The following is a 23,948-nucleotide window of genomic DNA, read 5'->3' as shown; positions in this document are numbered from 1 at the left end:
ACAGCCAAAATAATATGCAAGTTAAAAGCGTAACAGCTTACACCCGCTTCTTCAGCAACCTTACTCGAAGCTGGGAATTCCAAATCTTGATTCTCTATTCTGAGTTCTGAGTTCCTAGCTGAGGAGTACTTTTTCGGTAAAGATTCATAAATTTTCTATTTTCATGTCATAACCGCCAAATATCTCCATATATTCAAGAATAGAAGTGCCAAATTCATCCTCAGATACTTTCCCTTTTACTAGAAGATCTACCACTCGATCAGGACCTCTCAAGTGTGCCCCTGCTAAAATGCCAGAAAGGGTAACTGTGATTGTTTTTGACTTCCCTTTATCATTAAACGTTTTTTTCTGACCAAGGTAGTTGTTTATAGACTTACCTTGCTGAGTGAGGATATCGTTGATATCCTTCCAATACACCTTCAAAGCCTCACGAATCGCTTCTTCTTGAACATTAGGGGAATTGAGAAATTTTAATTTGCTATCAATACCCTTCTTTTTTGTCCATGTACCTCGCCAGTAATTCTTGTCAGCACCATGTCCATAATAAACGTCGGCTTTGTAGTAACCAAGACGTATTAACAGGATTTCTCCAAATTGGTATTTGCCAATAAATGAGAGTGGATTTTCAAATTGGTACTGATTAGGATTTCCTGATGATAGCCCTGTTTCACGAACTGCAAGTGCTTCCAGCATATCTTGGAAACTTCCCTTGCTGATATCAGACTGCTTCTTTGGAAAAAAAACAAGTTCCATCTCAGATTTCAACCAACTAGAATCATTTCCCATTAATAAGTCATTACTGTAAGAACTCAGACTTGGTAAATTGCCATTTGTATAAAGTAGTTGACAAACTATAAGTAATAAGATGAGATCGCGAGCTATCTTTGACACAAATTTTCCTAATTCGCTTGCACTTCGGCGTTCAAGATTTTACTAATGCGATCGCGTGTTTCTAACAAATGTGCCTTGGTGTACTCGTCATTTGAACTCAGTCCATCCAGCTTTTCATTTAGCTGTTTGAGTTTATACCAAGCTAGTGAGCGAGCATCTTCTGGGACACGTTCTTTACGTAAAACCATCGCAGTCAATTTGTCAACATATTGGCGTTGCAAACCTCTACGCAAACTAGAAATAACGATAGGCTTACCATTTGGTTTCACTACCTCAGTCCAAATATCGTTTTGTAATGTATCAAATAGTTCTGGTAGAGTTAGGGCTTGATCGCGAGCAGTTTTGAGTTCGATATCTTTGAGACGGGAGAGGCGATCGCTTGACAGCAAATCCCACAACACCGAACTCTGCATATACAATACCCAATCATGAATTGGAAAGTCCAGACGACCAATCCGAGGAGAACTCCCCCAATGTCGCCAACGGGAAGGTGCTAATTTATTCAGCAATTCTGGGGGAAAACTCAGAGCATCTTCAGCGAATACATACTTTTGTACAAGATCTAACGCCTGCCGTTGTTCTTCCACAGGCACAGGTTGAAATGGTAATTTTCCTTGAGGATCACCAGGTTGAACTCTGTAGAAAGACTGTCCACCAATGTATTTTGTAACATAAAAAATATTTTTGAAATACTGGTCAAAGACTGTACCAAACTGTTCCTTCACATCGCTGAAACTCTCGCCAGACAAGAGGTCAACCTTGTTGAGACGTTGCCACATAACCAATGCATTATCCAACTGCCAATGAGAATAGACCAGCACATTACTGCTGTTATCCCATGCATTCGCCGTTGGGTCAAGGTCAAACATATCTTCATCTGTAGAATAACTTAACTCAGGTTTGTTAGATTGCTGAGCAACTTTATCCAAAAATGGTTTTTCTGCTGCAGGAGTTACTACTGGAATTGGTGCGTATCCGTATTGAATTGCCCACTCATCATAAGGTCCTATCATCTTAGGAAAATAATCTCCCTGCTTAGTACCTTGAGGTGCAATATTTGGTGGAATATAGTCCATCACTGACGAAATCATACCCTTGGTGCGAGTGATATCCTGGTTGTTTATCTGTTCGGGAGTAAGCATTGTACTACCACGGAAGTTATGCCTCAACCCTAAGGTGTGTCCCACTTCATGTGCAATAATTAAGCGTAAATACTGATGAATATAATCTTTCATTTGCTCACGACTTGGCGGGCTGTTTTGCAAAAGCTTCATAGCCAGTGAACCATAAGCAAATTGGTTAGCAGCTTCCATACCATAGCAAAGGTCATACTGACCTGCCAGTTTTGATAAACGACTCGCTAACCCCTCCATTGCCATACTCTCAACCGAAGTGTCGCTACTTTCTGCTTCTGTTCTATTGGTGCAAAGCAAGCTATTTTGCATCAACGCAGACAGCGGCGTCTGATTTTGGGTTTGCTTGAACTGTCCAACTCTAGAATAATCATTCTTGAGTGCCCGGATAAAACTGCCATCTACCAGAATGTCTGCAGCTAAAATTTCTCCAGTCAATGGGTTAACACGGGATGGTCCCATAGCGAAATATCCATCTACTGTGTTAATCCAGCGAATTGTGTTGTAGCGTATATCTGCTGGATCCCATGTCGCATTATCCGGCATTTGCTGTACTTGAATCGCATCTTTGAATCCTGCTTTTTCAAAGGCTTTATTCCACAGCAGGACACCTTCTTTGATTGCATCGCGGTATTCTAGGGGTACTGCGTTATCAATCCAGAAGATAATTGGTTTTTTCGGTGGAGAAAGGGCTGCGCTAGGGTTTTGCTTTTCTAAATTCCAACGGTTGATGTAGCGGACAAATGGATCTCTGTGCTCATCGTTAGATATATCTTGGTAGGCAGTGATAAAATAGCCAACACGCTCATCGGCTAAACGCGGTCGATAATTGTTCTCGCTAAGTTGGGACAGACTGTAATGAACCCGCAAGCTAAAGCCTCGAAGGTCTGCTAGTGTACCACCAAAACGGAGTTTATCACTATTGGCACGAGTGTTAGTGAAGTTCAACACCGACTCAATTTCCATATTTAGGGGAAAAGCTTTAGCAGTCCCAAAATAGGATTTATCTGTCGCTGGCGCAACTCCCAAACTAAGAGATAATCCAGCTAAATCTGTTAGTAGTAGATCTCCCAAGTCAATGAGAATTGTTTTGCGTACTGGATGAATACTTTTAATGGATACTGAGTAGAGAACTGAGTCACTAAAAGATCGGGCGAGCGATCGCTCCTGTGGATCTCCTTCACGAGTCCGAAAATTCACATTGCGAACCACAAATTGCACTTTATTATTCACCCGCTGAAAGTAAAATAAAAAATCATGCAACGGCATTCCACTATAGATTCCAGCCTCACCAATCCCAGATTCTAACGTTCCTGTCGCTAAATAATTTTTCTTGAGCTGGTCAGGATTAATTTCTAGATAAATTTTATTCTTTTCCTTGTCTCGATACAAAGTAAAGAGTCCAGGCAGAATTTCAGCATCTTTGACAACTTTATCAAACGGCTCTAATTCTTCCTTTTTTGATGGTTTCGCAATGACCTCAGTTTTTTCCTCTGGCTTAATCGGGTTCTCTACAATCTTCTCTACTTGTAAAAACGGTTGTTCAACTTTTTTACTATCTTCAACAACCCAAGTAAAAGATTGACGCTGTGCTTGTTGCTTCCCATCAATCACCCAGACTTGGTCTTTTGAGAACCCCTGTTTCTCAAAAAAAGTAACATTCTCTAATTTTGATTGACGTGACTGCGATGACCACAAGACGAATGAGGGAACAACAGATGTTTCCCGGACTCTGTTACTCTTTTCCTCTTTTGCTGCTCTTTCTCCTTGTCCCCCACTTTCCTTGTCAGCAAAGTGCCCAGCTTCAAATATCTTTAGAGTTTTCGACTTAGCACTAGAAGGTGGTATACCTAAAAGCAAACAATACAACAGAATAACAAAATAAATAAATTTTTTCATCCAATACATACCTAGTATTGATTCCTATTTTATTTCCAATACTTGTGTTACAAAGCTAATTCATACTCTCTTTAACTAAGTGTTAAGTTCTGAAAAATTTGTTAACTACTTGCAAGCAGTAGTTTCTCAGTGAACTCAGTCAATTGTCGATACGATTTTCTAGCTTTGTTGCAATATCTTATGCTAGTAGTTTTCCCAATAAATGCGTTTGTCGCACAGAGTACGTATTATGAAAAATCACGAAATTTGTAGACACGAATCGCAAAATATGGTATAATAGACTCTAAAAATAACGTTTCGACCCACCTCAAAAATGTTTGAGTTTTGACTTCAAACAACAATTCAAGTAGTGTCGATTCATTCAGTTATTAACTGTCGAGGCATAGAAGATGTGTGGTAGTGCATGCTATGCCTAATAGATAACATCGTGCTTTCTAACAGCGTTCTGTGGTTACTTGGGTCTAAGCCGTAAATCAAACGACTGTTTATATTTGTCTATGACTGATGGAACTATAACAGGCTAAATAAAAACAGGAGGTTACCAACAAACGAAAAACTTTTGTCTGCCGCCAAAGCGAGTGTGTGCTTAGAAAGCATATGAAGCGCTCAACAATCGCAAGTCAATTGCTTAGAACTATCCTGGCAATTGACTTTCGACCTGCAGTACAAACCCAATTTGAGATTATAGCAGTTGCCAGTTACCAGTTATCAAGTACCAGCCGCAGTTATCAATGAACAATCATTTGATCACTGTTCCCTGTTAAGAGTTCCCTGTTCCCTATTCCCTGTTAAGAGTTCCCTGTTAAGAGTTCCCTGTTCCCTGCTATATCTTTGCAAAAAAAAATTCCCACCCAAGAATTGTTCTGGATGAGAATTTTGATTGTCTGGTGGGTACTACCCACCGGAAGAATAACTACTTAGATTCAGTGAAATCAGCATCAATCACGTCATCACCACTGCCAGAAGAGGAGGAAGAACCACCAGAGGTGTTAGCACCAGTGCTTGTAGAAGCTTCAGTTCCACCTGCTTGTTGATAGATATTGCTACCAACTGCAAAGAGTGCTTGTTGCAGTTCTGGCATAACCTTCTTGATTTGCTCGTCGTCTTCCTTAGAAACAGCCTCACGCAGGTCTTTTACTAAACCTTCTACCTTGGTCTTATCAGCAGCGGGAACTTTATCACCCAATTCTTGCAACTGCTTCTCGGCTTGATATGCCAAAGAGTCGGCTTGGTTTTTGCGGTCGATTTTCTCACGACGGTCTTTGTCAGTTGAAGCGTTTTGTTCAGCTTCTCTAACCATCCGTTCAACGTCAGATTTATCCAAGGTAGAAGCACCAGTAATACTGATGGATTGCTCCTTACCAGTACCTTTGTCTTTCGCGGTAACGTTGAGAATACCGTTGGCGTCAATATCGAATACGACTTCAATTTGAGGTACACCACGTGGTGCTGGGGGAATTCCATCGAGACGGAAGGTACCTAAACTCTTGTTGTCGTTTGACATCTCGCGTTCGCCTTGGAGGACGTGGATTTCCACGTTAGTTTGACCATCCACAGCGGTGGAGAAGACTTCTGACTTCTTGGTAGGAATTGTGGTGTTGCGAGGAATAATCTTGGTCATGACACCGCCTAAGGTTTCCACACCCAAAGACAGTGGTGTTACGTCTAACAGCAAGATACCAGTGACATCACCACCAAGGACACCCGCTTGAATTGCTGCACCAACTGCTACAACTTCATCAGGGTTAACGCTTTGGTTCGGGTCTTTACCCAACACCTGCTTCACCACTTGTTGCACTGCAGGAATACGAGTAGAACCACCAACTAAGACAACTTCATCAATATCGCTCTTGCTTAGTTTGGCATCGCGCAGCGCGTTCTCAACAGGAATTCGGCAACGATCAATTAAGTCGGAGCAAAGTTCTTCAAACTTGGCGCGAGTCAGCGTTGTATCCAAGTGCTTGGGACCATCCTGGGTAGCCGTCACAAATGGCAGGTTGATTTCCGCTTGGGTGACGCTAGAAAGTTCAATTTTCGCTTTTTCTCCAGCTTCAGTCAGACGTTGTAAGGCTTGTTTGTCTCTGCGGAGGTCAATACCTTCGTCTTTTTTGAACTGTTCCGCTAAAAAGTCAACGATTTTCTTATCGAAGTCATCACCACCAAGGTGAGTATCACCAGAAGTTGCTAACACTTCAAAGACACCGTCGCCAACTTCCAGGATGGATACGTCGAATGTACCACCACCAAGGTCAAATACGAGAATTGTTTCGTTGCTCTTCTTGTCAAAACCGTATGCCAGAGAAGCAGCGGTAGGTTCGTTGATAATCCGCAGAACTTCAATACCAGCAATCTTACCAGCGTCTTTGGTCGCTTGCCGTTGAGAGTCGTTGAAGTATGCGGGAACGGTGATGACAGCTTGGGTTACAGTTTCACCAATGTACTTGCTTGCATCTTCTACAAGCTTGCGGAGAACTTGTGCCGAAATTTCTTCAGGAGCAAAAGGCTTACCGACTTGCGGACACTCCAGTTTAACGTTTCCGTTGCTGTCGCGCTGAACTTTGTAAGAAACTTCAGTTGCTTCGTGAGTAATTTCGTCGTATTTACGTCCAATAAAACGTTTTACAGAATAAAAGGTGTTTTCTGGGTTCATCACCCCTTGGCGTTTGGCGATTTGACCAACTAGGCGATCGCCATTTTTTGCAAATGCAACAACTGAAGGTGTTGTCCGAAAACCTTCTGCGTTGGCAATAACCGTTGGTTTACCACCTTCCATAACTGCCACGCAGGAGTTTGTTGTACCTAAATCAATTCCAACTACTTTTGCCATTGTAGGTGCTGGCTCCGTATCACTACTAATGAATAAAGGGAGTATAAGGGACTAAATTTTTGAACCAACTGGATTTAGAAAGCAGCCAGTTCAGCATGAATACCTTTGGTTTAATTTACTGCTGATATATATACTGAGGCTGTGTAGCCAGTCCATGAAGGGTGGTTTTCCGAACCTTGGTTAGGGCGGTTATGCTGGAAAATTTTTTTTGGTTTGTTCATGGACTGAATTTGCTTTCACTTTCTTTGTCTAATGTATGAGAATTAATACTAGGAGTAATTCGGGTGAACCGTATCGTTAATGTGGTGTTTGCCGTCTTTAGTAGTCCTGAGTCCCACGCTTCGTTAGAAAACCACTACCAAAGAAACACCATTCACCCTGTTAAGAGTTGCCTGTTCCCTATTCCCTGTTGCCTGTTGCCTGTTCCCTATTCCCTGTTCCCTCTTAAAGCTCTGTACAATAGAAAAGCTTCTATGCCTCGACATGATATATGGTTACGCTATCTCCTGACCTAAAAGCCAAACTTTCGACTCCTCTAAAAATTGGTTCTTTTGAGGTGAAAAGCCGAGTTCTCCAGTCGCCTTTGTCTGGCGTGACCGATATGGTCTTTCGTCGGCTGGTGCGTCGCTATGCACCTGAGTCGATGATGTACACGGAGATGGTGAACGCAACGGGATTGCACTATGTCAAACAGTTGCCGAAAATCATGGAGGTAGACCGCAATGAGCGACCAATTAGTATTCAGTTGTTTGACTGTCGCCCAGATTTTCTGGCAGAAGCAGCGGTAAAGGCTGTTGAGGAAGGAGCTGATACCGTTGATCTTAATATGGGTTGCCCGGTAAATAAAATTACTAAAAACGGTGGTGGTTCTTCCCTGTTGCGTCAGCCAGAAGTCGCTGAGGCAATCGTTAGGGAAGTGGTGAAGGCAGTTGATGTTCCTGTAACAGTGAAAACCCGTATTGGTTGGAGTGACAAGGAAATCACAATTCTCGACTTTGCCAAGCGGATGCAAGATGCAGGCGCACAAATGATTACGGTACACGGACGCACCCGTGCCCAAGGTTACAATGGCAATGCCCGTTGGGAATGGATTGCCCGCGTTAAGGAAATTCTTTCTATTCCAGTAATAGGTAATGGGGATATTTTCTCGGTTGAAGCAGCGGTGAAGTGTTTGGAACAAACTGGTGCTGACGGGGTGATGTGTTCCCGTGGAACTCTGGGTTATCCGTTTTTGGCAGGAGAAATTGATTACTTCCTGAAAACTGGGGAAGAATTACCAGCACCGACACCAATTCAGCGCTTGGAATGTGCTAGAGAACATTTACAAGCTTTGTACGAATACAAAGGTGACAGGGGAGTGCGTCAAGCACGCAAACACATGACATGGTACTCGAAAGGCTTTGCGGGTGCTGCTGATTTGCGCGGACAGTTGAGCCTGATAGAGAATGTTCAGCAAGGTGTTGATTTGATTGATAGGGCAATAGAGCAGTTGGCGAATGGGTATGAGCTGATTGAAGAAAATCAGCTGGCGATACGCCTTTCAGGCGTCTGCGAAGCAATCGCACAGTAAGTTCAGTACCTCATGTCGGGTAGCTGATAAAAATGGAATGAGATTAGTTAAAAAGAGGGTGTGGAAAGATAAGCCGACGTGTGTTTATGCAGTTGAACGCAGTATTAGGCTGTGAGATATGCTCTCAAAGCGAGTTAGTTGAACAGTTAGGCGACAATTGGTGCTAGCTTTAAAAACAGAATATCGCATGAAAAGCACACTATGTCGTCCCCAGCAATCACTACAGTAGTAAAGATGATGGAGTCTTTACCTGTTGATGTACAGGAGCAAATTGCACATCACCTTCGAGAGTACATCAATGAGTTACAAGATGAAATTCAATGGAGCAAATCCTTCGAGAGAACGCAGCAAAAACTTGTAGCTGCTGCACAACGCGCCAAACAAGAAATTGCTGAGGGGAAAGCGACTACACTGGACTACGACCAGTTATGAAGTCCGCCGTGCTTCCCTCATTTTGGGTTGAATATCGGCGTTTAAGTGATGATGTTAGACAAAGTGCCAGGAAAGCTTATCGGTTATGGGCACAGAATCCATTTCATCCATCTTTGCATTTCAAGTGTATCAATAGCCAGGAAGATATTTGGTCTGTGAGAGTAACGCGGGGTTATCGAGCACTTGGAGTACTAGAAGGTGATACAGTCACATGGTTTTGGATCGGTAGCCACGACGATTATGAGCGCTTCTTCTCGTAAGTTGGCACTAGCCCAACACTTCACTCCATCGGAACCCCTAGTGAAGGTGCCGACTGTGTCCTTTGAGGTTGTTAGTGGGACGGCAAGATCCGGCATCAAGGCATAAAATCAAAGCATGACCAGTTATAAGATGAATATGTTAAAAACACTTTGGGCTACCGTTCGGCAAGGAAAAATTGAACTGCTAGAATCAGCGGAAATACCTGAAGGAACAAGAGTGCTGGTAACACTTCTTCCTGATGATGAAGCTGAGTTTTGGCTTCAAGCCAGCCAAACATCACTTGATGAAGTTTGGGATAACGCCGAGGATGATGTTTATGCCCAGCTACTCCAAAAATGATATCATCTTGGTTCGGTACCCCTTCTCGGATTTGTCTAGTTCAAAAGTAAGACCTGCAGTTGTAATTAATGCGCCGCATATTTCTCAAGACATTATCATCACGCCACTGACAAGTAAAACAGGATCGTTACTTGAGGGTGAATTTGTACTTTATGACTGGGCTGCAGCAGGGCTTAACGTGGTTACAGCAGTCAAGCGAGGTTTGTACACAGTACATGAGAGCTTAATTGTGACAACGATTGGTAAGTTGGCGAATTCCGATGTCGAGCAGTTAGAGCAATCCTTACGATCCTGGTTAGGGTTGTTGTGACGCAGCGTTTGAACAGCTTAGATTAGGATAGCCATTAAAATGGAGGTAATGAGTGAAATCAGTCACAGTGAAAACTGGAGTTTAGAGCGATGCAAGAAGATACTATCGAAATCACTGGTTTTCACGCTCATGTCTACTTTGATACCGCAAGTCGTGATGTAGCTGAACGTGTACGCGAAGGATTAGGTGCAAGATTTGAGGTGCGGCTTGGGCGCTGGCATGATAAACCCATTGGTCCACATCCACAAGCGATGTATCAAGTTGCATTCTTACCAAATCAGTTTGCCAAGGTTGTTCCCTGGTTAATGCTCAATCGTGAGGGGTTGGATATTTTAATCCACCCTGAGACGGGCGATGATGTCAAAGACCATACGGAACATGCTCTGTGGCTAGGAGAAAAACTAGAGTTGAATATAAGCTTTTTGCAACGGATTAGCACAAATTAGCAAAATCATACAGCGATCTGCCTTTGGCAGCAAGCTAGCGCCGATAGGCGTAGCCGTGCTGCAGGCATAGGGCGCGCACTCTCGGACGCTTATCGCTGCATACAAAAAAGGGCAGGTACAAAAACCCAACTCATACCATTGAGTACAATCGAGCTAGGCATGAGTTAATTCAGATGTTCCATGACTGCACCAACAGAAATTCGTCAAAGAGCGATCGCATTGGTTGAAAAATTACCAGAAGAAACTTTATTTAAAGCTGTTGACTTATTAGAAGCTTTATGCATTGAAAATGGCGTGGTGACTCTTGGAGAGGAAACTTTGTTGCAAAGAATCCAACGCCGATTACCTACAGATGACCAAACCAGACTAACTTATTTACGTCAGCGTAACGAAACAGGAGAAATAACTGAAGCTGAGCATCAAGAGCTATTAGGCTACGTAGACCGTGTAGAACGTCAAGATGCTGAAAGAGCTGAAGCGTTAATTCAATTAGCTCGACTCCGCAATGTTGAGTTAAAAACTCTACTTAACGAATTTTTACCAGTTTATACAAAGCCTAATGCCCTCTAAGCGAGTTACGGAAGCGATTAGGCGGATTGTTGCAGCACGAGCACAAAATTACTGTGAGTATTGCCGTTGTTCTGGTGAATTTGCAACTGAAAGTTTTACCGTTGAACACATAAAACCTCGTCAAGCGGGTGGGGAAACAACTTTGGAAAATTTAGCTTGGAGTTGCTTTGGCTGCAACAGTCACAAACACACCAAGATTTACGGTACAGATCCTACAACAGGGCAACAAGAATCTTTGTTCAACCCGCGTCAGCAATCATGGAATGAGCATTTTAGCTGGAATAGCGATTTCACGGAGGTTATTGGGAACACTCCTTGTGGTCGAGCGACAGTAGAAGCACTTCGTTTAAATCGACCAGGGGTAGTAAACTTGCGTCGTCTGCTATTCATGGCTGAACTGCATCCACCAAAATGAAGCAATCATACTAAATCCGGATCTAATACCCCTTTATTATTTAGTCCGCGTAGGCGGTGAGTCCAGCGCTGCGGGAGGGTTTCCCTCCGCAGGCGACTGGCGAACCCGAAGGGACTTCGTTTGTGTAGCCGCGATTTCTAATCGCCTGGGTTAAAAGGGGGTTAGAAAAGCGGATTTAGTATCACACCATACAAAAAAGAGCAGGTGCAAAACCCGCTCAGTTAAAGAAATATTGATTTGAAATCAACAACCTAATTCCCAATCTCCGGCGCATTAAATGATAGCGCTGGCGCTTTTTGATCCGCCAAAGCAGGAAGAGAATTTCGTAACCGCGCCGTCAACTGCACAGTTGTCGCATCGTACACCTGAGTCAGCATCTTAGGATACAAACCAATACCAATAATTGGTATTAACAAGCAGGCGATGATGAAGATTTCGCGGGGTTCGGCATCTATGAGTTTCTGGTGAGAAACTAATTCCTTATTTTCTTCACCGTAGAAAATCTCCCGCAGCATTGACAGCAAATAAATCGGAGTTAAAATCACCCCAACTGCCATCAACAACACCACAATAACTTTGAAGGTGGGGTTATAGGCATCGCTGGTGGCAAAGCCAACGAATACCATCAACTCAGCAACGAAACCGCTCATTCCTGGCAAGGCTAAGGATGCCATAGAACATGTTGTCCACATGGCAAACATCTTGCTCATTTTCTTACCAACACCGCCCATTTCATCCAACATGAGGGTGTGAGTACGGTCATATGTTGCCCCTACTAGGAAGAACAAACTCGCCCCAATCAAACCGTGGGAAACCATTTGCAACATTGCCCCATTCAAGCCTAAGTCGGTGAAGGAAGCAATACCGATCGCCACAAAGCCCATGTGAGAAATTGAGGAGTAGGCAATTTTCCGTTTCAAGTTGCGCTGGGCAAATGATGTCAGGGCAGCGTAGATAATATTAACTATCCCCAAAATCACTAACACCGGGGCAAAATAAGCGTGGGCATCGGGAAGCATTTGGGCATTCATGCGAATAAGCGCGTAACCACCCATTTTCAGCAGAACACCTGCTAGCAACATATGCACGGGGGCTGTCGCTTCACCGTGGGCATCTGGTAACCAGGTATGCAACGGGAAGATCGGAAGTTTGACGGCGTAGGCAATCAAGAAAGCAGCATACAGCCAAAGTTGGAGATTGAGGCTGAAACCTTTGGCAGCAAGCGTTTGCATATCAAAAGTGATCGTATCGCCAAAAAACGCCATCGTTAAGCCAGCGAGCAAAATAAACAGCGAACCGCCAGCCGTGTATAAAATAAACTTGGTCGCTGCGTATTGCCGCTTTTTGCCTCCCCAAATCGAAAGCAGAATGTATATCGGCACCAGTTCGAGTTCCCACACCAGGAAAAACAACAGCATATCCTGGACGGCGAAAACGGCAATCTGACCGCCATACATCGCTAGTATCAAAAAGTAAAACAGCTTGGGCTTGAGTGTCACCGGCCAAGCTGCTAGCATCGCTAGCGTGGTAATGAATCCAGTCAAAATAATCAGGGGCATAGACAAGCCATCTGCCCCTACCGACCAATTCAAACCGATCTGTGGAAGCCAGCTGTAACTCTCAAAGAGTTGCAAATCTGGATTGGAGAAATCATACCCAGTATAAAAAGCAATCACGATCAGTGCAAAATCTATCAGCCCTATGATCAGGCCATACCAGCGCACTGTTTTGCCATCTTTATCTGGAATGAAGGGAATTAGCAGTGACGCCGCTATCGGAAACAGAATAATCGTCGTCAGCCAAGGAAAATTTGCTGTATTCATCGCAGGTTGTTAGTCAGCAATAATAATGGTCGGCTATCAACTACTAGCTATTTACTAGCAGTTTTTGCAGGGATTGGTCTTCGTTGTTAGGTTTATTTAATAAAAATAAAGAAAGATGAAGGGAGGTAAACGAGTTGCCCTGCCTTCATCCTCTGTGTGCATTTGTCATTTTGAGCCACAGAGTGGACTCACCTTATTCACCCTACAGGGTGATCAAGTTACACCAAAAACAATCACTAAGCCCAACACAGCCCCAAAGATAATCAAGGCATAGAATTGAGCACGACCGTTTTCCAGGTATTTCAGACCTTCACCAGTGATCAGAGTGAAGAAACCTGTGAGGTTTACAGCACCATCAACAACGCGGAAGTCAACTTCCATCACTTGTCTTGCTAGACGACGCAAGCCGATGACAAAAACACGATGGTAAATGTCATCAAAGTACCATTTGTTGACGGAGAACTCGTAAAGCGGCTGGATTTTTGCTGCGATCGCCACTGGGTTAATTTTACCCAACAGATACGTTAAGGAAGCCAAGGTAATGCCAATCAAGGAAATCCCAACTGAAGCACCCGCCATAATGTAAAATTCTGACGGGTTGAATTCAGCCGCTTTTTCTACGACTTCGGCTAAAGTTTCGCTGGGTGGGAAAATAAACTCCTCAAAGTAGTTGGCAAAAGGAGTCCCAAGCAAACCAATCAGTATGGAAGGAACTGCCAAAATTGCTAATGGCAGAGTCATTGTCCAAGGTGACTCATGAGGATACTCACTGTGACCGTGACCGTGACTGTGGTCATCATGGTGATGTTCCTCAGTTGCTTCCAATTCTCCCTTGGTCATAGCACCAGGACCAAAAGCAGGGGCTGCATCAAAACCTGTTACAATTCCCATTCCTGCTGGAGATTTGAGCTTTTGCCACAAATTAGTTTGATTGCCCCGGAATTTCCCTTCAAAGGTTACGAAATACATCCGGAACATGTAGAAAGCGGTAATTCCAGCGGTTAACCAACCAACTGCCCAGAGAGCTGGGTTCACTGCAAATACTTTCCCTAGGATTTCATCTTTTGACCAGAAACCAGCAAAGGGGGGGATACCAGAAATTGCCACACAACCAATGAAGAAGGTAATTGCCGTAACTGGCATATACTTCCGCAGTCCACCCATCAACCGCATATCCTGCGCCAAGTTGGGGTCGTGACCGACAACTCCTTCCATTCCGTGAATTACAGAACCAGAACCCAGGAAGAGCATCGCCTTAAAGTAGGCGTGGGTCATTAAGTGGAAAAGTCCGGCGCTGTATGCGCCTACTCCCATTGCCATCACCATGTAACCGAGTTGGGAAATGGTGGAGTAAGCTAAGCCCTTTTTGATGTCGTTTTGAGTGATGGCAATTGTCGCACCCAAAAATGCTGTCAATGCCCCAGTGAATGCAATCACGTTCATTGCTGCTGGAACGTGTTCAAAAACTGGGTACATCCGAGCAATTAAGAAAACACCCGCCGCCACCATTGTTGCTGCGTGGATGAGGGCGGAGATGGGGGTGGGACCTTCCATCGCATCTGGTAACCAGACGTGCAGGGGAAATTGGGCGGATTTTGCAACCGGACCCAGGAAGACGAGAATCGCCAACAGGATGGCGAGCAAATTGCTGACAGCACCGGTTTGGACAAGTTGCCCTAGGCGATCGCCCATCACATCAAAATCAAAGCTTCCTGTTGCCCAGAAAAGCCCTAGAATGCCCAACAGCAATCCAAAGTCACCCACACGGTTCGTTACAAATGCTTTTTGACAAGCATCTGCTGCCGCCTTGCGATCGTACCAGAAGCCGACCAGCAAGTACGAGCACATCCCGACCAGCTCCCAGAAGATATAAACCTGTACTAAGTTGGGGCTAACCACCAGACCCAACATTGAGGAGCCGAACAAGCTGAGATAGGCGTAAAACCGGACATAGCCTGGGTCATGAGCCATGTACCCATCCGTATAAACCATGACTAGAACGGCTACGGTTGTTACAACCACTAGCATCAGGGCTGTTAGGTGGTCAACAGTGTAGCCCATGTTCAGGTGGAAATTGCCTGCTGCTGCCCATTCTAAGGTGCGGGTGTAAGGAGCGTGTCCTTGAATTTGACTCCACAGCAAAGCAAACGACAGCGCCATCGCGAGTCCCATTAAGGAGATAATAAATGCCGCATTGAGCTGTCGCAGGCTGTTCGTCACCTGATTCAACGAGATTAACCCTAGACCGACCAGCATTGCCCCAAGAAGAGGTAATACCGGAATCAGCCAGGCATACTGATAGATTATTTCCATCATTGACGCCTACTTTTAGAATTCTTGACTAATTTGTCGGAACTGTTAATAATTGTGACACACACACTTTAGGATAAAATACCCCACCCAATAGTTATTGGGTGGGGTTATTAAGCTTGGTTTTAGATTTGGTTATCAGTTCTTAGTCATTGGTCATTAGTCAAGAGTATAGAGTTGGTTGTCTGGAGCACACACAGCAATTTAGACTCGAAAGCTCCAGTTTTTGGTTAAAAGCCTTACCTGTTAAACAAAAAGATCCTGAGTTAATGACTGATGACTGATGACTGATAACTGATGACTAATGACTCTTCACGCAGAACGACAACCTAAATCCGCTGTTTTTGGGCGATGGTAATTTTTAGGGCGGTTAGTGTAACAAACTTTTATTTCTTCCAAAGCTAAGAATAAATCTTCTCGTCCACGAAAACTTTCCAAACGCTGGCGAACTACGCCATTTTCGATCAACAGTAAAGTTGGCAGTGATTTCAGCTTATATTTTGTAGCCAGTTTAAAATTGTCATCAGCATTCACCCCGACTAATTTAATTTGGTCGCCGCATTGAACTTTAAATTGCAATAATAAAGGGTGGATAATTCGACACAAGCCACACCAAGGTGCTTCAAAATTTACTAAAACAGGAATTGAAGATTCTAAAACTTCTTGAGAAAATGTCCGCTCACTAACCGACAACACCATGACGCCTCTGGAATTTATATGGTTTTGATATCAAAACTAACTGTCAGCTTTGGGAGTGCATTGTCAGGATTTTGTAAACATTGTCCATTGCAAAACTGACAAAAAAGTCAGTCAGACATTCAAGACGGTAACTCTCTCAAACTTTTTGGTCTTAATAGTCGTCTATGTAAAGGTCTTTTTCGCCAATCTGCTGTTGACCTTACCTATGGAGACAACTTATCTCCAGAAACCCATAATAACCGTAGGTAGTTTTCTTCTGCTTCAGCAAAAGGAGACACTACCTTATTTGCCACAGGCTTTATTCTGGAACTAGACGCTCTCGCACAAGTGTTGAGGATTTTCTCAAGTTTTGGTCGCTGTTGGCTATCTTGTTTTCTTCGCCAAATTTAATCAACCGTCTTCTGATTATAGAAAAGAAAATAGCGAATTATCAAGTTTTTCCCTATTTTGGCAGTTGACCAGCAATTACCAAATCTAAAATTTCAAAACGACTAAGCGCACCCCCACTGACAGCTACTTCAATTCATCCTACATTGATTTGGTGGCAGTTGATGAGATCAAATCAATATTTTATCTCATCAACTTCTGTAGATAAATGCGATTATGTTAAAATCATAATCCGATTTTACTTGTTGCTTCGAGCAATAGAGGGTGTGACCACCAAAGTAACAGCACAAAAATTGCAACCCCCAAATAAGCCGGACGCAAAAATTCCTGCCATAAGATAGATTGACGACCGTCAAGAACAGCTGCAAACGGGATGATGGAAGTACGCTGTTGAACTTGAGTATAAGCTTCTCCGTAGCGATCGCTCAAACGGCGATCCCCGTGCCATACTCCGAATAAATGGTGTAACACCAACCCAATCGAAGTGACAAGGGTAAAACTTGTACCTAACCACAGGGTATGAGCAACACACCAGATAATCTGTCCCACCATCTGTGGATGGCGAGTAATGCGAATAATTCCTGTTTCAAAAAGATGTACCTGAGGCTTTTGGATAGCAGCAATTTCTAGTAGATTGAAAGTCGCGGGATACAAAAACAAAAACGAAATAGCTGACAGTACCCAAACGAATTGCTGGACTCCCGGTAAATTTTGGACATACCAAAGTTGCAAGCCATCGTAGCGGTGGTTAAAAAAGTAAATAATTAAGATGACAGCCAACGGCAGGCTGCTAAATGCAAAAAAAATGCGATAAAGCCTACACCCAATATGCTTTTCTGCCCACGGGCGCAGGGCTGCGCCTCCACTATGGACAATTGCAAAACCAAATAGTAGTCCTAGCATGACAAAATGACTAAGGGTCAACCAAGTCGGCTGCATCATAGACACAAATGAAGTAACTTAAAGAAAGCCTAATTTAGTACAACGAATACCACAAACTATGTAAAAAAATCATAGGCAGGATATCCTGTCACCATACAGTATGTGCGTTAGATGAACACAACTTGAGGACCAACATCCGCACCATAAAATAGAATAACCTGATGAAAAAACTACCGTCTGAACTGAAGCTAGCTATCATTGGCAACCTGAAGTTAATTAGAACTTCAGAAAAAGAAAATTTGTTACAGGGAGTGTCTCTGACTGAACAAAGTTGTCTGAACGACACAGCATGGATGGCATTTGAGAATGGTAAAGTGTCCTCAGATATTAGGTTACAAAAGTATTTAGCTGTGATCAAATCAGAAAAAGAAGTACTGCACAAAGCAGTCAGTCGCAATGACCACCCTCTGACAACAGCAAAGCACAAAGGGACTCCCTCAATTAAATGTAGATTAATGGCACTTTCTAGAACAGGTAAACAATTTACTGCTGATATTAATAACCATATTACGAAACAAGTTGTCATTGGCAAGAACTTCATCAAACTGGAAAAATCGACTCGGAGTTTGCGTATCTTCCCCAGTTTAGTCAGTAAACAAATATATAATGACAGGGTGCAGAGGACAGATAACAGGACACAATCCTGTCATCTATCCCCTGTTTTTTATGACCATCCGGGGGGAAAAGCAAAAGTCTCCCAGTCCAAATGGTCGTATGCTGAATTAGATGGTTTCATCCACTATAAAGTCATGAATAATTCTTCAGCTATAAGAGTGGATGCTAACTGTAGCAGTCAATCTTATCCTTGTCGCGGGCATACAAACAAACACAATTGTCCCGAACCTTGGATTAACGATTCAGTGTGGTGGAAGTCGTGGATTTAAGCTATGTGCAGATTTAGTTGGAGGGCAAAATGTCGCAATGAGAACGTTGTTACTCCGGCAGGACGCAAGTCAAACGGAAATTCTGGTAACAGCCTACCCCCTGAAAGTCTCTCTATTCCGGGGCAACAAAATCGTACTCTCTCCTTGCTGGGAGAACCGTAGAGGGGTGCATTGGATTTTGTAACGAAAACAAAAAAAGCGTTCAAGCTTTTGAAACCCAGAGTGGAGTTTACACACAATTCCCTTGAAAATCTACTTATTAGGGCAGGAAAGTAGAAAAGAGAACTTTAGTCAAGATGGTATGCTACTGTCTTTTTCGAGTAAAGTCTCTAAATTTAAGATGCAAAAAATCACGCCCTGCTGTCAAGGCTTTTTACGCTGGTTTGTAGAAGACTGCCGCTCATGCTCAAAGTTTGTGGGTTTAGCCTTATGTCTGACCTTCCTTTCACTTTAGATCAGTTACGTATTCTCAAAGCGATCGCCGCAGAAGGCAGCTTCAAGCGTGCCGCTGATAGCCTCTATGTATCCCAGCCTGCCGTTAGCTTGCAAGTGCAAAACCTAGAACGGCAGCTGGATGTTCCATTATTTGACCGTGGAGGACGTCGCGCACAACTAACCGAAGCTGGACATTTACTTCTGAATTACGGTGAGAAAATCCTCAGCCTGTGTCAGGAAACCTGCCGCGCTATTGAGGATTTACAAAATCTCCAAGGCGGTACTTTGATTATTGGTGCTTCTCAAACCACCGGCACCTATCTTTTACCCCGGATGATTGGGATGTTCCGACAAAAATATCCAGATGTAGCAGTGCAATTGCACGTCCACTCCACCCGCAGAACCACTTGGAGTGTAGCTAACGGACAAGTGGATTTGGCAATCATCGGTGGTGAAATTCCTGGTGAACTCGCGGAATCTTTGGAAATTCTTCCATACGCCGAAGATGAGTTGTCACTTATTATACCAGCATTTCATCCCTTTGCCAAACTTGAAACGATTCAAAGAGAAGACCTATATAAATTACAGTTCATCGCTCTCGATTCTCAATCTACTATCCGTAAGGTCATTGACCAAGTACTATCACGCTGTGACATTGATACGCGGCGTTTTAAAATCGAAATGGAACTAAACTCCATAGAAGCTATAAAAAATGCCGTGCAATCCGGTTTGGGGGCTGCCTTTGTTTCGACCTCGGCAATAGCTAAAGAGTTACAAATGGGGGTGCTACACTGTGCTTCCATTGAAGGTGTGATAGTCAAACGGACACTAAGGCTGGTTTTTAATCCCAATCGTTACAGATCTAAAGCAGCAGAAGCGTTTAGTCGGGAAATTCTACCCCAGTTTGCTGCACCTGGATGGAATCTAGAAATGTTAAAAACGTCACGCAAACCCATAATGGTTAGTACAGTGGATTTAGGAGCGCATAATTCTGACGACGATGATTAAGATGTAGTCATTAGTCATTAGTCATTAGTCATTAGTCATTAGAAGCCACTGCGTTGCACACCGTAAGTGTTGCGGTGAGGCAGGTGCGTTCCACCGGGTTTCCCGACTTGTAGACGCGTGCGCTCTGCGCATACCCAAAGGGTGAGCAGCGTATGCAGTCCTTGTTTCCAACGGCTTTCCTCCTCTGCCCCTCATCCCCAAGGGATCGAGCTCCCCAGGGGGGAACCCCGAGCCCCCCATTGTTCGCGTGTCTCCTGCACAAGAGCAATGCTTACGCCGTAGCCGTGCCACTAGGCTGCAGGAGATACCAAGTGGCGTTCATTAGTTAAGGCCTATTGACTATTGACTGTTGACTATTGACTGTTGACTGTTGATTCTTGACTGTTGACTCAAGATTTATGGAAATTTATTGTACTCGTCCACGCTGCCCCCGCCCACAAAACTATTTTTCAGATTTAGATGATCATGGAACCATGAGAACAGTGCAGCAGAAATACTGTACTGCTTGTGGAATGCCGCTCATGTTAGACGGACGCTATTTGCCGACAAAGCTTTTAGGACGGGGCGGATTTGGAGCAGCGTTTTTGGCACGCGATCGCCGTACCCCAGGAATGCGCCAATGTGTGGTGAAGCAATTTCAACCCGCAGGAGATTTAAGTCCAACTCAACTACAACTAGCACAAGATCTGTTTGAACGAGAGGCAGTCGTCTTAGAGCAAATAGGACGCCAACATGAGCAAATTCCAGACTTATACGCTTTCTTTCCAGTAATAATTCCCAGCTTGCGAGCAGGAGAGGAAGACCAGTTCTTTTATTTAGTACAAGAATATATTGACGGACAAAACTTAGAGGAAGAATTAGCCCAAAAAGGCAAGTATTCAGAACAAGAAGTTTTAGAAATTCTGCAAGAAATTCTCAAAGTACTCAAGTTTGTTCATGAAAAAGGTATTATCCACAGAGACATCAAACCTTCTAACATCATGCGCCATCGTAATGGCAAACTTTTCTTGTTAGATTTTGGCGCAGTTAAACAGGTTACAAACGCTGCTACTAGTGTCTCAGGTGTTTCCACAGGAATTTATTCTCTGGGATTTGCTCCACCCGAACAAATGTCCGGAGGTCAAGTCTTTCCATCTACAGATTTGTATGCGTTAGCTGTCACAACCCTCATGTTATTAACGGGCGAAACAGAGATAACTCAACTGTTCGATGCGTATAGTAACCAATGGAAGTGGCGGGGTCATGTGAGTGTCAGCCCACACCTTGCTGATATTCTAGACAAGATGCTCATAAGCGCCGCCAGTCAGCGTTATCAGTCAGCGCAAGAAGTCCTCAATGCCCTCAATGCACCTCAAAAGCATATACCTTCTACATACATCAATCCCCCTCAGCCTTCTGTCACCCCACAACCACAATCACAGCAAACACAGACTCAACCCCAAGTACAAAAGCAATCGCTTTCTCAGACTCCGCCTGTCAAACAACAATTTTCTTTAGTTAAATTATTAGTTAGAGCAGGGTTTAGTGGGTTTGAAGGAGCATTGATAACAATTGGTCTTTCAACAATCTTGCCATCGCCAATCGTGACTTTGGTTGCTGCTTGTGTGATTTTATCAGGGTTAATTTTTGCTCAATGGAAGCGATGGATTGGAGGATCTGATTTATTAATTTTTCCTGCAATCACCTTAGGGATTGTTTTATTCTTATTACGAGGTAATCTTACCGTTGGGGAGATTGTTATTTTGTCTGTTGCGGCGGCTTTAATGGCGATCGCAGTAACAGCACTATTTCGTCTTATTTACAAATTATTATCTCTGCTGCTATAAACACCATCTGGTGCTAACACCCATTTATGTCTCAGAAAAACGAAACGCTTAGCCTTTTCCTAGCCATTGTTATAACGCTTGGCTTAACATTTGCTGGCTTATGGTTTCTTATAGAACGGTGGGCTCAAATCAGTCGTAGAAACGAAGTTAATTCTACTCTTGTTATCAATCCTTCGGTAAATAATAATCCAGTTAATAACTCTCCTATTCCAAACCCTACGACAACAAGTTGTAGTGTACCAAATCTACCTGCCGGGACATTCAACTACGGTGGTAGTACAACATGGGCACCCATCCGTAAAGACGTAGACCCAGTGCTTCAAAGCATCTGCCCTCAGTTTACTTTACGCTACGTTCAACCCGCTGTTGAAAAACCAGGTTCTGGCACTGGCATTCGGATGTTGATAGATAATCAACTCGCTTTTTCTCAATCTTCTCGCTCAATTCAGGGTGAAGAAAACCAAAAGGCAGTACAGAAAGGATTTAGTCTTAAAGAAATTCCAGTGGCAATTGATGGTATTGCGATCGCCGTCAATCCAAACCTTAACATTCCTGGTTTAACTGTCTCCCAGATCAAAGACATTTACACTGGCAAGATAACCAACTGGCAAGAAGTGGGCGGTTCAGATCTTCCAATTATACCATACACTCGCAGCAAAGAAGCTGGCGGTACAGTAGAGTTTTTTATCGAAAATATTCTTAACAAAGAGAACTTTGGCAATAACGTGAGTTATGTTAATACGACTACTGAAGCTCTGAGAAAACTGGCTTCGAGTCCTGGTGGAATTTACTATGCTTCTGCGCCAGAGGTTGTGCCCCAATGCACGATTAAGTCCCTACCAGTGGGGCGTATTTCGGGGCAATTTGTACCTCCCTACCAAGAACCTTTTATACCTCTGTCTGAATGTCCAGGCAAGAAGAATCAGTTGAATGCTCAGGCATTTCGTACTGGGGACTACCCAATTACCCGCAATTTGTTTGTGATTTTAAAACAAAATAATCAAACAGAGCAGCAAGCAGGGGATGCTTATGCAAATTGGTTGCTCACACCTCAGGGTCAAGAACTGATTGAAAAAGCTGGATTTGTCAGAATTAAGTGATACACAACCTCACCCCTTCCCCTCTCCGAACTCGCGGAGAGGGGTGCCCGTAAGGGCGGGAGTGAGGTGAGACCAGTGCTGCAGAGAGAAGTGCCTTGCGCGGGTTCCCCGCGTTGTGGCAACTTCGGAGAGGGTCTCCCTCCGTAGGCATCTGGCGTTAGCGCAGCGTGACCGAAGGTCATACCCGAAGGGTAATACGTATGAATGCAACTGAGTATTAATACAATTGTTCCTAGCAACTGAAGCACTGAGGGGAAATCTAATAATTCTTAGCAACCTTACAATATAAAATTATGACATCAGATCAAATAAGTTTATTGCTTCAACTTCAACTTCGCCAGACGCTAGCTTTAGAAAAAATATCCGATGCTCTAGAGCGTCTCAAAGAGGGCAAATTCGCTATCCCTAATAAAAATGTTGATCCAGTTTCCAAAGCTTACGTACCGCCATACGAAATTCAGATAGGAGCAAGAATTAAAGTCATTAACGAAAAACTCTTTGGTGAAAGTAAAGAGGGAATTGTAACTGATGTGCGGCGCGGAGGAACCTCCTGGCTTGTCCAAGTGAATGTTGAGGGAATGACAAGAGTGGTTCGACCTTGGGATGTTGAGGTACAACCTTAATGGTTTTGGCGTAGTGGGGTGAGTGCGATACGTTAAGCGTATCGCGCTTGGGGATGTAGATAATTAGCTCAACCCAATTACTCCCGAACCACCAGAAGAATACCTATTTTTGAACCGCAGAGGCGCAGAGTACACAGAGAGAGGAGTAAATAATTATAGGTCATCTTAGACTGGCAAGGGAGTAAACGTAAAATGTCATTACGAGCGGAACGAAGTGAAGCGAAGTAATCGCCTAATATTAATTCTCCATGAAGCACTTAATATTTATTAAACGAACCGCCAAGACAAGGCAGTGCGTTGCGGGGGTTCCCCCCGTTGTAGCACCTGCCGTGCCAAGAACACCAAGAATTAAAGAGTAAGTATTAAGTGCAAGTTTTCTCCAGAACTGGTATTAACAGATTTTTAAGTTATTTTGGGCTTGGAACCCGAGGGCGATCGCTAAAGACATTCTCTCGCTGCTCATCGCCAAAAATTGCCAATCGCTGCTTTAGATCACGCTTGTTGTCTTCTGTAAAACCTTTAGTTCCTCCAAAAAAGGCATTCACAACAATAACACCGATCAGGTTGGCACCGCTCAGGTTGGTACCGCTCAGGTTGGCACCGCTCAGGTAGGCACCGCTCAGGTTGGCACCGCTCAGGTTGGCAACGATCAGGTTGGCATAGCTCAGGTTGGCACCGCTCAGGTTGGCACCGCTCAGGTTGGCAACGATCAGGTTGGCAGCGATCAGGTTGGCACCGCTCAGGTTGGCACCGCTCAGGTTGGTACCGCTCAGGTTGGCAGCGCTCAGATTGGCATTACTTAAATCTCGACCTACAGC

21 protein-coding genes are annotated in these 23,948 nt (G+C 43.8%); 13 read left to right on the top strand and 8 right to left on the bottom strand.

Annotated features, from left to right (window positions below):
* Window positions 1-144: 144 nt before the first annotated feature.
* The 3 genes from DP116_RS11655 to dnaK all read right to left on the bottom strand — a co-directional run bounded on the left by DP116_RS11655 (window position 145) and on the right by dnaK (window position 6,750).
* Window positions 145-786: a hypothetical protein gene (locus tag DP116_RS11655; RefSeq protein ID WP_169155342.1), complete on the bottom strand. Its 642-nt coding sequence runs from the start codon at window positions 784-786 to the stop codon at window positions 145-147.
* Between the two features lie 113 nt (window positions 787-899).
* A complete protein-coding gene (locus DP116_RS11650) occupies window positions 900-3,923 on the bottom strand; it encodes a zinc-dependent metalloprotease (protein WP_169155341.1) in 3,024 nt (1,007 codons plus the stop codon).
* Window positions 3,924-4,836: 913 nt separating this feature from the next.
* The gene (gene dnaK, locus DP116_RS11645) at window positions 4,837-6,750 is read right to left on the bottom strand and encodes a molecular chaperone DnaK (protein WP_169155340.1); all 1,914 of its coding nucleotides are present in this window, start codon (window positions 6,748-6,750) and stop codon (window positions 4,837-4,839) included.
* A gap of 490 nt (window positions 6,751-7,240) precedes the next feature.
* Here dnaK and dusB point away from each other — a divergent pair, with 490 nt between their 5' ends.
* The 8 genes from dusB to DP116_RS11605 all read left to right on the top strand — a co-directional run bounded on the left by dusB (window position 7,241) and on the right by DP116_RS11605 (window position 11,093).
* Window positions 7,241-8,320: a tRNA dihydrouridine synthase DusB gene (gene dusB, locus DP116_RS11640; RefSeq protein ID WP_169155339.1), complete on the top strand. Its 1,080-nt coding sequence runs from the start codon at window positions 7,241-7,243 to the stop codon at window positions 8,318-8,320.
* Window positions 8,321-8,521: 201 nt separating this feature from the next.
* Window positions 8,522-8,752, top strand: coding sequence for a hypothetical protein (locus DP116_RS11635; RefSeq protein ID WP_169155338.1), 231 nt, complete (start codon window positions 8,522-8,524; stop codon window positions 8,750-8,752).
* Window positions 8,749-9,012, top strand: coding sequence for a ParE family toxin-like protein (locus tag DP116_RS11630; protein WP_169155337.1), 264 nt, complete (start codon window positions 8,749-8,751; stop codon window positions 9,010-9,012). The genes DP116_RS11635 and DP116_RS11630 overlap by 4 nt, the downstream gene beginning before the upstream one ends.
* A 115-nt stretch (window positions 9,013-9,127) precedes the next feature.
* Complete coding sequence (locus tag DP116_RS11625) at window positions 9,128-9,352, top strand: hypothetical protein (protein ID WP_246275589.1); 225 nt, start codon at window positions 9,128-9,130, stop codon at window positions 9,350-9,352.
* Complete coding sequence (locus DP116_RS11620) at window positions 9,330-9,662, top strand: type II toxin-antitoxin system PemK/MazF family toxin (RefSeq protein ID WP_169155336.1); 333 nt, start codon at window positions 9,330-9,332, stop codon at window positions 9,660-9,662. Before DP116_RS11625 ends, DP116_RS11620 begins: the two co-directional genes overlap by 23 nt.
* Before the next feature lie 89 nt (window positions 9,663-9,751).
* Window positions 9,752-10,108, top strand: a complete 357-nt coding sequence (locus DP116_RS11615; RefSeq protein ID WP_169155335.1) for a DOPA 4,5-dioxygenase family protein — start codon at window positions 9,752-9,754, stop codon at window positions 10,106-10,108.
* Between the two features lie 180 nt (window positions 10,109-10,288).
* Complete coding sequence (locus tag DP116_RS11610) at window positions 10,289-10,678, top strand: hypothetical protein (protein WP_169155334.1); 390 nt, start codon at window positions 10,289-10,291, stop codon at window positions 10,676-10,678.
* A complete protein-coding gene (locus DP116_RS11605) occupies window positions 10,668-11,093 on the top strand; it encodes an HNH endonuclease signature motif containing protein (protein WP_169155333.1) in 426 nt (141 codons plus the stop codon). The genes DP116_RS11610 and DP116_RS11605 overlap by 11 nt, the downstream gene beginning before the upstream one ends.
* A gap of 251 nt (window positions 11,094-11,344) precedes the next feature.
* Here DP116_RS11605 and ndhD1 read toward each other — a convergent pair whose 3' ends face one another.
* The 4 genes from ndhD1 to DP116_RS11585 form a co-directional block, all read right to left on the bottom strand.
* Complete coding sequence (ndhD1, locus tag DP116_RS11600; RefSeq protein ID WP_169155332.1) at window positions 11,345-12,916, bottom strand: photosynthetic/respiratory NAD(P)H-quinone oxidoreductase subunit D1; 1,572 nt, start codon at window positions 12,914-12,916, stop codon at window positions 11,345-11,347.
* Window positions 12,917-13,129: 213 nt separating this feature from the next.
* Window positions 13,130-15,229, bottom strand: a complete 2,100-nt coding sequence (locus DP116_RS11595) for an NAD(P)H-quinone oxidoreductase subunit 5 (RefSeq protein ID WP_169155343.1) — start codon at window positions 15,227-15,229, stop codon at window positions 13,130-13,132.
* A 309-nt stretch (window positions 15,230-15,538) separates the two neighbouring features.
* Window positions 15,539-15,925, bottom strand: a complete 387-nt coding sequence (locus tag DP116_RS11590; protein WP_169155331.1) for a thioredoxin family protein — start codon at window positions 15,923-15,925, stop codon at window positions 15,539-15,541.
* 612 nt (window positions 15,926-16,537) lie between these two features.
* Window positions 16,538-17,254 (bottom strand): NnrU family protein, encoded by a 717-nt coding sequence (locus DP116_RS11585; protein WP_169155330.1) that lies wholly within the window; start codon window positions 17,252-17,254, stop codon window positions 16,538-16,540.
* Window positions 17,255-17,415: 161 nt separating this feature from the next.
* On the opposite strand from DP116_RS11585, the gene DP116_RS11580 reads away from it, so the two are divergent.
* The 5 genes from DP116_RS11580 to DP116_RS11560 all read left to right on the top strand — a co-directional run bounded on the left by DP116_RS11580 (window position 17,416) and on the right by DP116_RS11560 (window position 23,130).
* Window positions 17,416-18,138, top strand: coding sequence for a hypothetical protein (locus tag DP116_RS11580; RefSeq protein WP_169155329.1), 723 nt, complete (start codon window positions 17,416-17,418; stop codon window positions 18,136-18,138).
* 429 nt (window positions 18,139-18,567) lie between these two features.
* Complete coding sequence (locus DP116_RS11575) at window positions 18,568-19,581, top strand: LysR family transcriptional regulator (RefSeq protein ID WP_169155328.1); 1,014 nt, start codon at window positions 18,568-18,570, stop codon at window positions 19,579-19,581.
* A 398-nt stretch (window positions 19,582-19,979) separates the two neighbouring features.
* A complete protein-coding gene (locus DP116_RS11570; RefSeq protein ID WP_169155327.1) occupies window positions 19,980-21,407 on the top strand; it encodes a serine/threonine-protein kinase in 1,428 nt (475 codons plus the stop codon).
* Between the two features lie 26 nt (window positions 21,408-21,433).
* Window positions 21,434-22,507 (top strand): PstS family phosphate ABC transporter substrate-binding protein, encoded by a 1,074-nt coding sequence (locus tag DP116_RS11565; protein WP_169155326.1) that lies wholly within the window; start codon window positions 21,434-21,436, stop codon window positions 22,505-22,507.
* Window positions 22,508-22,800: 293 nt separating this feature from the next.
* The gene (locus DP116_RS11560) at window positions 22,801-23,130 is read left to right on the top strand and encodes a hypothetical protein (protein WP_169155325.1); all 330 of its coding nucleotides are present in this window, start codon (window positions 22,801-22,803) and stop codon (window positions 23,128-23,130) included.
* A 407-nt stretch (window positions 23,131-23,537) separates the two neighbouring features.
* On the opposite strand, the gene DP116_RS11555 is transcribed toward DP116_RS11560, so the two are convergent.
* On the bottom strand, window positions 23,538-23,948 hold a 411-nt coding region (locus DP116_RS11555), incomplete at its 5' end, for a pentapeptide repeat-containing protein (protein ID WP_211173218.1).

This window comes from Brasilonema bromeliae SPC951, assembly GCF_012912135.1.
Taxonomy (GTDB): Bacteria; Cyanobacteriota; Cyanobacteriia; order Cyanobacteriales; family Nostocaceae; genus Brasilonema; species Brasilonema bromeliae.
This window is presented reverse-complemented; position numbering and strand designations above follow the sequence as displayed.

Coding starts and splice junctions, on each gene's coding strand:
- DP116_RS11575 (WP_169155328.1), top strand. CDS start 18,568: ATGTCTGACCTTCCTTTCACTTTAGATCAGTTACGTATTCTCAAAGCG.
- DP116_RS11630 (WP_169155337.1), top strand. CDS start 8,749: ATGAAGTCCGCCGTGCTTCCCTCATTTTGGGTTGAATATCGGCGTTTA.
- DP116_RS11560 (WP_169155325.1), top strand. CDS start 22,801: ATGACATCAGATCAAATAAGTTTATTGCTTCAACTTCAACTTCGCCAG.
- dnaK (WP_169155340.1), bottom strand. CDS start 6,750: ATGGCAAAAGTAGTTGGAATTGATTTAGGTACAACAAACTCCTGCGTG.
- DP116_RS11635 (WP_169155338.1), top strand. CDS start 8,522: ATGTCGTCCCCAGCAATCACTACAGTAGTAAAGATGATGGAGTCTTTA.
- DP116_RS11580 (WP_169155329.1), top strand. CDS start 17,416: ATGAAAAAACTACCGTCTGAACTGAAGCTAGCTATCATTGGCAACCTG.
- DP116_RS11650 (WP_169155341.1), bottom strand. CDS start 3,923: ATGAAAAAATTTATTTATTTTGTTATTCTGTTGTATTGTTTGCTTTTA.
- DP116_RS11595 (WP_169155343.1), bottom strand. CDS start 15,229: ATGGAAATAATCTATCAGTATGCCTGGCTGATTCCGGTATTACCTCTT.
- DP116_RS11590 (WP_169155331.1), bottom strand. CDS start 15,925: ATGGTGTTGTCGGTTAGTGAGCGGACATTTTCTCAAGAAGTTTTAGAA.
- DP116_RS11620 (WP_169155336.1), top strand. CDS start 9,330: ATGCCCAGCTACTCCAAAAATGATATCATCTTGGTTCGGTACCCCTTC.
- DP116_RS11565 (WP_169155326.1), top strand. CDS start 21,434: ATGTCTCAGAAAAACGAAACGCTTAGCCTTTTCCTAGCCATTGTTATA.
- DP116_RS11570 (WP_169155327.1), top strand. CDS start 19,980: ATGGAAATTTATTGTACTCGTCCACGCTGCCCCCGCCCACAAAACTAT.
- DP116_RS11615 (WP_169155335.1), top strand. CDS start 9,752: ATGCAAGAAGATACTATCGAAATCACTGGTTTTCACGCTCATGTCTAC.
- DP116_RS11585 (WP_169155330.1), bottom strand. CDS start 17,254: ATGATGCAGCCGACTTGGTTGACCCTTAGTCATTTTGTCATGCTAGGA.
- ndhD1 (WP_169155332.1), bottom strand. CDS start 12,916: ATGAATACAGCAAATTTTCCTTGGCTGACGACGATTATTCTGTTTCCG.
- DP116_RS11610 (WP_169155334.1), top strand. CDS start 10,289: ATGACTGCACCAACAGAAATTCGTCAAAGAGCGATCGCATTGGTTGAA.
- DP116_RS11655 (WP_169155342.1), bottom strand. CDS start 786: ATGGGAAATGATTCTAGTTGGTTGAAATCTGAGATGGAACTTGTTTTT.
- DP116_RS11625 (WP_246275589.1), top strand. CDS start 9,128: ATGACCAGTTATAAGATGAATATGTTAAAAACACTTTGGGCTACCGTT.
- DP116_RS11605 (WP_169155333.1), top strand. CDS start 10,668: ATGCCCTCTAAGCGAGTTACGGAAGCGATTAGGCGGATTGTTGCAGCA.
- dusB (WP_169155339.1), top strand. CDS start 7,241: ATGGTTACGCTATCTCCTGACCTAAAAGCCAAACTTTCGACTCCTCTA.